Here is an 11202-nt window from a genome sequence, read left to right as displayed (position 1 = left end):
ACGCAATTCCGGACGGAAAACCGGTTTCCACTTTTCCTGGAATGGCTTTATTTTGCTGCCATGCGAAGTGCACCATCCAGGCGGATGACTTCACCGTTGAGCATCTGGTTTTCCACGATATGGCGGGCAAGAGCCGCATATTCTTCCGGACGCCCCAGCCGAGGCGGGAAGGGCACGGATGCACCAAGCGCATCCTGCACTTCCTGCGGCATGCCGGCCATCATCGGCGTGGCGAAAATTCCCGGTGCGATGGTCATGACCCGAATGCCGTGACGCGCAAGTTCGCGGGCGACCGGCAAGGTCATCGCAGCAACGCCGCCCTTGGAAGCGGAATAGGCAGCCTGACCGATCTGGCCGTCAAAGGCTGCAACCGATGCGGTGTTGATGATGACGCCGCGCTCCCCGCCTTCACCGGGGTCGTTCTTTGCCATGGCTTCCGCGGCAAGGCGCAGCATATTGAACGTGCCGATCAGATTGATCGAAATTGCGCGCGTGAAGCTTTCCAGTCGATGCGCCCCGTCGCGTCCGAGGACCTTTTCGCCGGGCGCGACACCGGCACAATTGACGAGCACATCAACGCGTCCGAACGCTTCCAGTGCGGCTGCTATAGCTGCTTTGCCATCCTCGTCGCTGGTGACATCCGTGCGGTGGAACTTTGCTGCCGCGCCAAGCGCCTTCGCCTGCGATTCGCCTGCTTCTGCATTCACATCCAGAAGCATAACCTTGCTACCAGCATCGACGGCCATTTTCGCAACCGCAGCGCCGAGGCCGGAGCTTGCACCGGTAATAAGGAATACCCGATCCTTAATCTGCATATTCTTGTCCTCAGGCCTTCGTCTGTTGCTGTTTGTCGATTTCCGCCTTGCGCAGGAGGAAACGCTGTATTTTTCCACTCGGTGTCTTGGGAAGTTCGCTTAGAAAGTCGATTTCACGTGGATAGGCGTGGGCGGAGAGCCGCGTCTTCACGTGCAATGCCAGTTCATCTTTCAGTGCCTGCGTACCTTCGAAACCCGGCGCAAGGATAACGAATGCCTTCACAATTTCCGTGCGTTGCGGGTCCGGCACGCCCACGACCGCGGCTTCATTGACCGCTGCATGTTCAAGAAGGGCGCTTTCCACATCGAACGGTCCGATGCGGTAACCGGATGATGTTATAACGTCGTCAGCCCGGCCGATGAAACTGATCGAACCATCCGGCTCGAATTCCACGGTGTCGCCAGTGCGATAGTAACCGCCCGCAATGGCTGGCGTTTCCTGCTTGTAATAGCCGGAAAACCAGAGAAGCGGCGATTTTGCTATATCGACGGCAAGAATACCAGGCTGGTTAGGACCGAGTTCGTTGCTTTGTTCATCCAGAACGGCCACACGATAGCCGGGCATGGCGTAACCAGCCGACCCGTGCCGGACCGCGTGTCCAAGGCCGTGATGATTATTGACCACCATGCCCAGTTCCGTCTGGCCGTAATGATCATAGATCGGTGCGCCGAGATATGCGTCGAACCAGCGAATAACCTCCGGGTTGAGTGGCTCTCCGGCGCTCGATACTACGCGCAAGCGACCCTTGACGCGTTTGGCTGCTTCCGGTCCTTCCGCCATCAACAGCCGGAAGGCGGTCGGTGAACCGGCAAGGCTCGTAACACCGAGACGCTCAATGATATCGTAGGTGCTTTCAGCGGTGAAGCCGCCTTCGTACAGCGTGGTTGCGATGCCTAGCTGCAATGGTCCTGTCACGGCATAATAAAGTCCATATGCCCAGCCCGGATCGGCAATATTCCAGAAAATATCGTCGGAACGCAGACCGATGGCGTCGCGCATATAGGCGCCGAATGCCAGCAGCGCATAAAGCGGGACTGGCACGCCTTTCGGCAGGCCGGCCGTACCGGAGGTCGACATCATCATGAACAGGTCGCTGCCTGTGCGAAGTACCGGATGGCAGTCAACCGAAGCGGACGCAGTCGCACGGCGAAAATCGATGTCACCGGCGGGCAGGCTTTCACCGGATGCGAGAACGGTAGCGACCTTGGGGCATTTTTCGACTTCTGCAAGCTTGGCGCGATTGGCTGTGTTTGTGACGACCAGTTTTGCGCCGCTGGTTTTCAGACGATGTTCAATCGCTTTGGGACCGAAGGCGGTGAAAAGCGGCTGATAGACAGCGCCGATACGCCACGCGCCGAGAATGGTTGCGATGAGTTCTGGCGTGCGCGGCAACAGACCTGCAACGACATCGCCAGCGCCGACACCTGCATCTTTCAGTACATTGCCCGCACGAGCGGCCATATCGCGCAGGTTCTCGAAGGTGAGTTCAGAAAGTTCGCCATTTACCGCAATGGCACGCAAGGCGACGCGATTATCACCGATATGCCGGTCGCAGCATTCAACACAGGCATTGATGCCGGTTTCCGGATTGCCGTGAAGCTTTGCGATAGCATCTTCGATGCGAAATTGCGCAACGGCATCCTCATAACGCGCCAGCCGCGCTGAAACGGACGTTTCAGTCATCCAGTATAACCTCCCTGACCGCCACCTCCTCGTGGCCAACCATTCCTGAAGGTTAACGCGTCATGCATTGCAAACAATGACATTAGATGCATTAATGTGTGATCGATTTTGCAATATGGGAAGAGCATGGAGCGCCACAATATCGCGCCGGGCTTTGTCGAGGATGCGCTCGAAAGCGTGCGCGTTCGGGGGATAGATGTAGCTCCCCTGATGGCCCAAATCGGCTTGTCGGAAAGAGTGACTGAGCCCGTCACCAATGTCGAATACGGTCGCTTGTGGTGGCTGATTGCCGAAACGATCAATGATGAATTCTTCGGGCTGGCTGCAAGGCCGATGCGCCCCGGCAGTTTCAACCTCCTTTGTCACGCGGTTTTGCATGCAGGCACGCTGGAACGTGCCTTGCGGCGGGCCTTGCAGTTTCTCAATGTGGTATTGGATGATCCGCAGGGTGAATTGCGGATCCGCGACGGCATGGCCCATGTTGTTCTGACCGATGCCGGACCTCCGAGACCGGCCTTTGCCTATCGGGCCTATTGGCTGATCCTGATGGGAGTGGCCTGCTGGCTGATCGGACGGCGTATTCCCCTGCGGACGCTCGACTTTGCCTGCCCTGCGCCTGTCCACCGTCAGGATTATCATAAATTTTTCGGAGCGCCGGTTCTCTTTGACCAGCCGGTCACGCGACTGGTTTTCTCATCATCCTATCTGTCGCTGCCGATCATTCGGAGCGATGTGGCGCTGGAAAGTTTTCTGCGCGAAGCTCCTGCCAATATTCTGATCCGCTATCGTCATGATAACGATCTCTCTGCAAGGGTGCGGTCGCAACTGAACGCCTTGCCAATGGCAGACTGGCCGTCCCTGGAAGAGTTGGCAAGCGGACTTGGCATGTCCGTACCGACCTTGCGGCGCAGGCTACGGGGAGAGGGGCAGAGTTTCGGCACGATCAAGGACGAGTTGCGCTTCGTGACTGCCGAACGGCTTCTGCAGGAAAACAGCCTCAGTGTAGCGGCGGTAGCCGCCGAACTTGGCTACAGTGAACCGAGCGCCTTTTATCGCGCATTTCATAAATGGATGGGGCAGAGCCCGGGACGGTTTCGGACGGTACAGCAGGAGAAATAAAAAAATGCCGGGCACTGGGCCCGGCATCTCTTCGCTTGGGAGGCTGTGTCAGTCTTCCTTGATCATGCTGTCCTTGCTGGTATCGCGCATGCGCAGGTACACAATCAGGGAAATGCCGATCATGATGGTGACATACCAGTAAAAACCACGTTCCCAACCGCCATTCTTGAAGCTCAACGCGACGTATTCGGCGGTGCCACCGAAGAGGGTGTTGGCCAGCGCATAGGGCAGGGCGACGCCGAGCGCGCGAATATGCGCCGGGAAAAGCTCCGCCTTCACCACAGCGTTGATGGAAGTGTAGCCGGTGACGATGATGAGCGCACCCATGACCAACAGGCCGGCCGTGATCGGATCGCGGGTCTGTTCCAGGGTCGTGAAGATCGGATAGGTGAAAAGAACACCGGCTGCGCCGAACGCGATCATCAGCGGCTTGCGGCCGATCTTGTCCGACAAAGCGCCAGCGATGGGCTGCAGGCACATGAAGACGAACAATGTGACGGCGTTGATCTGGCTTGCCACTTCACGGCTGAACCCGGACGTGTTCACCAGAAACTTCTGCATGTAGATCGAGTATGCGTAGAAGGCGAGCGTGCCGCCAGCGGTCAGAAGCATGACGAGGGCGGTTTCCTTCGGATGGTGCTTGATAAGCGTCCAGAAACCGGATTTCGGTGCGTCCTTGGTCTTTGCATTCTTGAAGCTCTCGGTTTCCGCCAGGCCGCGACGCAGCCAGAACACGACAACGGCAAGCAGTGCGCCGATGAAGAACGGAATACGCCAGCCCCAGGATTCGAGCGCAGGGGTTTCCATCGTCGACTGAAGCACGATCAGAAGCAGGATTGCGAGAAGCTGCCCCGAAATGAGCGTGACATACTGGAAGGAAGAGAAGAAGCCACGGCGATCCTTGCCTGCCATTTCCGACAGATAGGTGGCGCTTGCGCCGTATTCGCCGCCGACCGAGAGGCCCTGCATCAAACGGGCGAGCACGAGGAGGGCGGGAGCTGCAAGCCCGATGGTCTGGTAGTCCGGCGTCAGCGCGATAATCAGCGAGCCGGCACACATGAGCGTCACGGACAGCGCCAGACCTGCCTTGCGGCCCTTGCGATCGGCATAAATACCCATGATCCAAGCGCCGATAGGACGCATGACGAAACCGACCGCAAAGACTGCGGCCGCGCTCATGAGCTGGGCGGTCTGGTTATCGGACGGGAAGAAGTGCGGTGCAAAATAGAGCGCAAATGCTGCATAGACATACCAGTCGAACCATTCGACGAGGTTGCCGGTCGAGCCGCCGATGATGGATTTCAGGCGGCTGTTGGTGCTTTGCACTTCACTCCGTTCGTTTGTAATTGAGACCATGGTTGCTCCTTCAAATCTCTCGATTTTTGAATTTCACCCCTTGTTTGCTAACCGGATCGACGAAACGGTTTCGGGGTGTTTTTCCATCGCTTCAACTTGTCTCTGCACTTCCTTTTGGGATTGTGGGAGAAGACTTGTGTAGCGTTGGTGAAGAATCTCAGTCCGCACTCCGCTTCAGCTTCGAGCAGGCAATATCAGTGATCCGGCCGGTAAGAGCGACGCCGGATATCAATTGCGGTGCTGGTGCTATGTTGAAGTGGTTCACGGCTAACTCCTCCCTTCGAAACTCCCTATTTCGAAGTGGCGCTAACATGCTGCAGCGCAGAAAACATCGCCAGACAGAGGAGTTAAAATTTTTAAGCCTTTGAAACAAAATGAAGTTTATCAATTCTCGGCATAGTTCGCAGGAAATTGTGTGCAAGATTCTGCGTGACTCCTTGCTCAAGTTTGCATAAATCGGCACAAATGAAGCTGCCATCAAAGATCGCAAAACTCGCTTTGGTTACCCTCGCTTTCCTGCTGTCACTCGGCCTGTGGTTTTCCGCCGGGCTGTGGGCGGAACGCGGGGCGCTTGATCGTCTTCGCGAGGATGCAACACTTATTGCGCGCCAGCAGACCCGACTGATTGACAGCGAACTTGCGAAGTTCCGGCTGCTGCCTGTCGTTTTAAAGGAATATAGCGATCTGCGCGATGTGCTCGCCGGTGGCTCGCGGGATGCCACAGCCCGTCTCAATCAGAAACTCGAACTTGTTGCACACCAGATTGGCTCACCAATCATCTATGTCATAGCGCGTGATGGTACTGTTATCGCGTCCTCCAACGCCAATACACCAGAGAGCTTCGTAGGGCGGAACTACGATTTCCGCCCTTATTTCAAGGGCGCGATGGCCGCGGGCTCGGCTGAATATTATGCCATAGGTGACCTGAGCGGGCGCTTTGGTCTGTTCCTCGCGCAGCGCATTGGCGATCAGGCTGACCCGGTCGGTGTGGTCGTGATAAAATTCGAGTTTCACAGGCTGGTTCAAACCTGGTCCAACGATCCTGGGCAAACCTTCGTTGTCGATCCCCGGGGCATCATACTCGCCTCTACGGATAAATTCGAAGACCTTCGTTCGTTTCAGCCGATAACAACCACAGAACGCGCGCAGATCATCGAAAGCGGGCAGTTCAATGCGGCGGATATGAAACCGAGCAATTATCGCTTTGCGCCGGAAGAAATGATGATCGAGCCTTCCGGCGGATATTCAATCGCTGTCGATGAGCCGATTGCGGGAACGGCGCTGAAACTGGTCCATATAGAACCAACGGGACCAGCGTTGCGGGCCGCAAATGATCTTGCCCGTCTGGTGACCGTGGCGGCGATGCTCGTTTTCGTCATAATAGCCGGTGCGATTTATTGGCGGGTAAGCCGCGCTGCGCGTGCTGCGGCTTATCGTACAGAGCTTGAGAGTGCGGTTGAGGAACGTACCGCGGCATTAAGTGCCGAAATGGCGGAACGGGAACTGGCTGACAAGCGCTTTCGCGATGCCCGGGAGGAGCTTGCCCAGGCAAACCGCCTTGCTTCCCTCGGATCAATCACCGCAGGACTGGTGCATGAGATCAATCAGCCAGTCGCGACCATTCGAACACTTGCGGAAAACGCGCAGCATCATCTTGCACATGGGAAGCTCGACAAGGTTGCCAGTAACCTTAGTACGTCGGTGGAGCTCACGGCTCGTATAGGTTCCATCACACAGGAGATGCGTCGGTTTGCCCGCCGGCGGAGCGGTATCGTTCGCCCACTTCCGTTGAATGAACTGGTGGATGGCACAATGCTGCTTATGGGAGACAGGTTCCGCAACGCCAATGTCCGACTGGATATACCTGAGCGATCCGACATGGTGATACTCGCCTGCCGCATACGATCCGAGCAGGTGCTGGTGAACCTGCTGCAGAATGCATTGGATGCGGTGGCGACCAGCCATAATCCTCATGTTGCATTCAGCATCCGGGAGGAAGGGGATCAAATTTCCCTTGTCGTGGACGATAACGGCGAGGGGATTGAACCGAAGCTGGCCGATGAGATCTTCAGCCCCTTTGTAACCGGAAAAGCGGATGGGCTGGGCCTGGGCCTGGGTATTGCAAGAGACCTCATGACTGAAATGGAAGGAACATTGCACGTCATTCCATCGCGGCTTGGCGGCGCGGCTTTTGCTGCCACTTTGAGACGTGCAGGAAAGGAGGGGCACCGTGACGGAAAGTGAGCCATTGCGGGTCATGCTGGTCGATGACGATGCGGCATTTCGTACGGCCTTGGCCGATTCATTCGAGATCGCAGGTCTCGATATTGAGGCGCATGGTGACGGGCAGTCGGCTTTGAGCAGTCTGACGCCTGATTATCCAGGCATCGTTGTGACCGATATTCGCATGCCGCGCGTTGATGGGCATGCGGTGATGGAAGCATTGTTGGCGCGCGACCCGGAACTGCCGGTCATTTTAATGACCGGGCACGGCGACATTGGAATGGCTGTGGCATCTCTCAAAAAGGGAGCTTTCGATTTCATTGCCAAACCGTTCGCCGCCGATCATCTGATATCGAGCGTGCGGCGCGCACTGGAAATGCGCCGTCTGGTACTGGAAAATCGTCGCCTTCGCCGGGCGGCGGCAGATGCCGAACAGGATTATCCCTTGCTTGGCGAAACGCCGGTGATGATGCGGTTGCGCGATACGATCCGCCAGCTTGCCAGCGTCGATGTCGATGTGTTGATCGAAGGCGAAACCGGTACAGGCAAGGAGTTGGTGGCCCGCCTTCTGCACCGCTGGAGCGCGCGCCACGCACGCGGTTTCGTTGCCATCGATTGCGCGGCTTTGCCGGATCCCATAGCGGACGAAGTCCTGTTCGGCAGTCGCATCCAGCGTGGAAGGATAGCGGATGCGGATCGTGGCACCCTGTTTCTCGATGAGATAGACAGCATGTCGCCAGCTGTTCAGGGTAAGCTGCTACGTGTTGTCGAGGAGCGTGAACTGCCCTCACTTTCCGGGGAACCACGGGCCGTGAATCTGAGGATCATCGCGGCTGCAAAAGGAAATCTCGAAGAAGCTGTGGCCTCGGGTCGCTTTCGTTCCGACTTGTTCTACCGCCTTGAAACGGTCAGGCTCCGTGTTCCTCCGCTGCGTGAGCGGCGGAAGGACATCGGTTTGCTTTTCTCCTATTTTCTTGATGAAGCAGCAGCTCGGTTTGGCCGGTCGCGACCGGCTATCGATGCGGCGATGGAAGCGAGGCTGAATTCAGACGAATGGACAGGGAATGTTCGCGAGTTGCGCAACTATGCCAAGCAAGTCGTGCTGGGACTGCGCCACGATCCCGTCGCGGAACCCAACCCGCCATCACTGTCGGAGCAGATGGATCGTTTTGAAGAAAGTGTCATTCGGGCGACGCTGGACCGGTTCAGCGGCGACGTCGGCGCCGCCGCAGAGCTGTTGCAATTGCCGCGACGAAGCCTCTATGCCCGTCTGCAGAAGCTCGCAATTGACGCTTCGACTTTCAGGAAGCGTGATTGATATTTTCGTGCATCTGTGAGCTGTCTCTTGGAGGAAGGTGTCACGGTCGCCCGAAGGTCGAGTTACATCGATCTAGAGCATTTCCAGCAAAAGTGTGAAACGTCTACGCGGGGAAATCAGTTCACTGGACTGATTTCTTATCCCGCTTCGATGCGTTGGATAATGCGATAAAACAAATAATTAGAGCGGTTCCGGCGATGCTGTTAGAACACGAACCGCTCTAATGTGCTGCGGCTGAACGCTGCCGGCTGATCCATGCAGCTCCGATATTTCCGTGCAGAAAACCGTTTGAGAGCGGCACATCGGGATAGATTTTTCGCAGGCGCGCGGCTCCTTCGTCCGGACTGGTTACCTGTTTCAGCACATCGTCATGAATGCGGGCCACTTCCACCATATCGCAATCCTGCGGTGACAGTCTGAAACGCCTGATCCCTGCTTGGAGCAGGTCGGGCAGGTCCTCGATCAGCGACTGACAGGTATGAGAGAGCGTCTGCACGCCATTGAGAGCCAGGAAGGGTTGGCTGTCCAGCGTTTTGACGGGCAGTCCGTCCGGTTCTTCACCGCATACAAACTGACAATTGTCCTTTATGTGACCCTTGGACCGCGCATGCGCGCAACGGGCTGAAATGGCGAGCGGCACTCGTCCGAACGTGAATATTTCGAAAGCAATATCGGGTGCAGCTTTGACAATCTCCCGGATAGAGCTGATCGGTAATTCCGGCGGAAGACAAATCGACTGCGCGCCGCGAGTGGCAAGAACCTTGGCGGTTGCCGCATTGTAAACATTGACCAGCGGACCGACCATGTGCGGCACGCCGGACAACAGTCCCAATGCAGACAGATCATTTGCCTCAACAGGCAGTGATGCTTCCTTGATCGTTTGGCGGACCTGCTTGGCTTCGCGTTCAAGCATCACCAGCGCCAGCGAACCGAGGCTCACTAGCTTTCCTGCGCGCTGCAGCCGCTCTATCACGGCGTCCATGTAAGGTGTCAGGAAATGGAACCGCTTGGAACAGACGATTTCACCGACAGTCACATTGGTAATTGGCGCTTCGTCGGCGATGCGGAAGTAAAAATCGCGCCATTTAGGGCCGTCCCACAGAAAGAGAACGGGACCAAGGCTGAGGCTCGCTCCGGACATGTCTATCTCCAGCGTTTGTCGTAAGCGCCTGAAGTCGTCTGCTGGCCCTCGCTCAGCAGTCTGAGACGCGATAGCAGGGCTGCACGGCTCTCGGGAGACGCCGCAAGTGTTTGACGCAGCGTGGAGACGACTTCGCTGACATAAGCCTTGCCGCGCTGGCGACCTTCAATCTTGAGCGCCGAGACTCCCGCCGCCCGCAACTCGTCTATATGGTTCATGACGTCGAGCGAAACGGGGTCTTCGAAGGCATAGCCTTGCTCGTCTGCAATGTTGAAGCGGCCCTTGCAAAGGGTTGGGTAGCCGGTGGGTTCGCCCACCGGGAAACGATTGATCGTATATTCACCGAGTTCGGAAACGAGTTCCTGCCGATCCTGCCGGTAGCGGACATGGCTTGCCGGTGAACAAACGCCGTTCATGTTGGGCGATCTGCCCGTTGCGTAAGAAGACAGGGAGCAGCGCCCTTCAGCCATGACGCATAATCCGCCAAATACGAAGACTTCCATTTCGCAAGTGATCTTGCGGCCCAGTTTTGCAATGTCGGGGATCGTCAGCACGCGCGGCAGCACGACACGCCTTGCCTTGAATGCATCAACGAGAAACTGGATTGCATCTGCGTTGGAAGCGGAAGCTTGTACGGATACGTGAAGCCGCTGCGTTGGATGTTTTTCAGCCGTATAGGCCATCAGTCCAAAATCGGCGAGGATCACGGCATCTGCGCCGAGTGTCGAGGCATCGTCCACGGCGCGATACCAGATGTGTTCATCGCCCGCGCGCATGAACGTGTTGATGGCAACGAAAACCTGCGTTTTGCGGGAATGGGCGAACTGGATTGCGTCGCGTAGCTCATCGCGGCTGAAGTTCAGCCCGGGAAAGTTACGCGCATTCGTTTCATCGCGAAAACCACAATAGACGGCATCCGCTCCGGCACTTACCGCTTCGCGCAAGGCCGACGGCGTGCCTGCAGGGCAGATCAGTTCCATCCGTCAGTTTCCTTGCCCAAGGCTTTGCTTCGCACAAAATTTGCGATTCCGCGCACCATCGGCGCAAATGGCCCCGCGCCGGTGCCGAGATCGGATGGAAGATCTATGTTGCAGTCGTCCAGCGCATTGCGAAGTGCGAGCATGGCTTCCATGTCGCCCGTCACGGTAATGTCCCGGGAGAAGAATAGCGCGTCCCCATCAAGTTTGCCCTCGAGGAGCGCAAGCAACATAACCAGCGGTCCTTCTATGCCCGCATCGACCGACGTCGCCTCATCTTCGCGCATGATCGTGATGCGTGGCTTGTCCGGCTCAATCACAAAAGCAAACGGAATGTCGGACGGGTGAAAACGGAAACGCTTCGTCGCATAATCCCCGAGACGTTCGAAGAGCCCCGGGTGGGCTCGCATCACGTGAAAGAACATACGCGAGACGAACGGGGCGATCAGAAACGGTGGAACAAGCCGGGCTGGCGCAGCCACAGCCGAGGGTATCTTCATCATCATCCAGCTCCGGTGAGCCTTACAAGGTGAAACCAGAATTAGGCGATTCAATACAAGGACAGTTTG

Annotated in this window: 9 protein-coding genes; 3 read left to right on the top strand and 6 right to left on the bottom strand. The window is 56.9% G+C overall.

Annotated features, from left to right (window positions below):
• Nucleotides 1-47: 47 nt before the first annotated feature.
• Both JNC63_RS19605 and JNC63_RS19600 read right to left on the bottom strand, forming a co-directional pair.
• Complete coding sequence (locus JNC63_RS19605) at nucleotides 48-815, bottom strand: 3-hydroxyacyl-CoA dehydrogenase (protein WP_006472094.1); 768 nt, start codon at nucleotides 813-815, stop codon at nucleotides 48-50.
• Nucleotides 816-825: 10 nt separating this feature from the next.
• Nucleotides 826-2499, bottom strand: coding sequence for an acyl-CoA synthetase (locus JNC63_RS19600; RefSeq protein WP_006472093.1), 1674 nt, complete (start codon nucleotides 2497-2499; stop codon nucleotides 826-828).
• Between the two features lie 126 nt (nucleotides 2500-2625).
• On the opposite strand from JNC63_RS19600, the gene JNC63_RS19595 reads away from it, so the two are divergent.
• On the top strand, nucleotides 2626-3618 hold the full coding sequence (locus JNC63_RS19595; RefSeq protein WP_006472092.1) for an AraC family transcriptional regulator: 993 nt from the start codon (nucleotides 2626-2628) through the stop codon (nucleotides 3616-3618).
• A gap of 48 nt (nucleotides 3619-3666) precedes the next feature.
• Here JNC63_RS19595 and JNC63_RS19590 read toward each other — a convergent pair whose 3' ends face one another.
• Entirely contained in the window at nucleotides 3667-4974 is a 1308-nt protein-coding gene (locus JNC63_RS19590) for an MFS transporter (protein WP_006470142.1), read from the bottom strand.
• A 465-nt stretch (nucleotides 4975-5439) separates the two neighbouring features.
• On the opposite strand from JNC63_RS19590, the gene JNC63_RS19585 reads away from it, so the two are divergent.
• Nucleotides 5440-7218 (top strand): sensor histidine kinase, encoded by a 1779-nt coding sequence (locus tag JNC63_RS19585; RefSeq protein WP_006472091.1) that lies wholly within the window; start codon nucleotides 5440-5442, stop codon nucleotides 7216-7218.
• Entirely contained in the window at nucleotides 7205-8515 is a 1311-nt protein-coding gene (locus JNC63_RS19580; RefSeq protein ID WP_006472090.1) for a sigma-54-dependent transcriptional regulator, read from the top strand. Before JNC63_RS19585 ends, JNC63_RS19580 begins: the two co-directional genes overlap by 14 nt.
• A 220-nt stretch (nucleotides 8516-8735) precedes the next feature.
• On the opposite strand, the gene ubiV is transcribed toward JNC63_RS19580, so the two are convergent.
• Genes ubiV through ubiT form a run of 3 tightly spaced genes read right to left on the bottom strand, consistent with a single transcriptional unit; the run spans nucleotide 8736 to nucleotide 11136 of the window.
• Nucleotides 8736-9656: a ubiquinone anaerobic biosynthesis protein UbiV gene (gene ubiV, locus JNC63_RS19575; protein WP_006470145.1), complete on the bottom strand. Its 921-nt coding sequence runs from the start codon at nucleotides 9654-9656 to the stop codon at nucleotides 8736-8738.
• 2 nt (nucleotides 9657-9658) lie between these two features.
• Nucleotides 9659-10636 (bottom strand): ubiquinone anaerobic biosynthesis protein UbiU, encoded by a 978-nt coding sequence (gene ubiU, locus JNC63_RS19570; RefSeq protein ID WP_063620232.1) that lies wholly within the window; start codon nucleotides 10634-10636, stop codon nucleotides 9659-9661.
• Nucleotides 10627-11136 (bottom strand): ubiquinone anaerobic biosynthesis accessory factor UbiT, encoded by a 510-nt coding sequence (gene ubiT, locus JNC63_RS19565; RefSeq protein WP_063620233.1) that lies wholly within the window; start codon nucleotides 11134-11136, stop codon nucleotides 10627-10629. The genes ubiU and ubiT overlap by 10 nt, the downstream gene beginning before the upstream one ends.
• Between the last annotated feature and the right edge of the window lie 66 nt (nucleotides 11137-11202).

Origin of the sequence: Brucella ciceri, from assembly GCF_041930145.1 — a bacterium.
In the GTDB taxonomy this organism is placed as follows: domain Bacteria; phylum Pseudomonadota; class Alphaproteobacteria; order Rhizobiales; family Rhizobiaceae; genus Brucella; species Brucella intermedia.
The sequence above is the reverse complement of the archived record's forward strand: the minus strand, read 5'-3'. Positions and strand labels throughout refer to the sequence as shown.

Excerpts from the sequence above, each read along its gene's own strand:
- ubiT (WP_063620233.1), bottom strand. The coding sequence starts at position 11,136 with ATGATGAAGATACCCTCGGCTGTGGCTGCGCCAGCCCGGCTTGTTCCA.
- JNC63_RS19585 (WP_006472091.1), top strand. The coding sequence starts at position 5,440 with ATGAAGCTGCCATCAAAGATCGCAAAACTCGCTTTGGTTACCCTCGCT.
- JNC63_RS19590 (WP_006470142.1), bottom strand. The coding sequence starts at position 4,974 with ATGGTCTCAATTACAAACGAACGGAGTGAAGTGCAAAGCACCAACAGC.
- JNC63_RS19600 (WP_006472093.1), bottom strand. The coding sequence starts at position 2,499 with ATGACTGAAACGTCCGTTTCAGCGCGGCTGGCGCGTTATGAGGATGCC.
- ubiU (WP_063620232.1), bottom strand. The coding sequence starts at position 10,636 with ATGGAACTGATCTGCCCTGCAGGCACGCCGTCGGCCTTGCGCGAAGCG.
- JNC63_RS19605 (WP_006472094.1), bottom strand. The coding sequence starts at position 815 with ATGCAGATTAAGGATCGGGTATTCCTTATTACCGGTGCAAGCTCCGGC.
- JNC63_RS19595 (WP_006472092.1), top strand. The coding sequence starts at position 2,626 with ATGGAGCGCCACAATATCGCGCCGGGCTTTGTCGAGGATGCGCTCGAA.
- ubiV (WP_006470145.1), bottom strand. The coding sequence starts at position 9,656 with ATGTCCGGAGCGAGCCTCAGCCTTGGTCCCGTTCTCTTTCTGTGGGAC.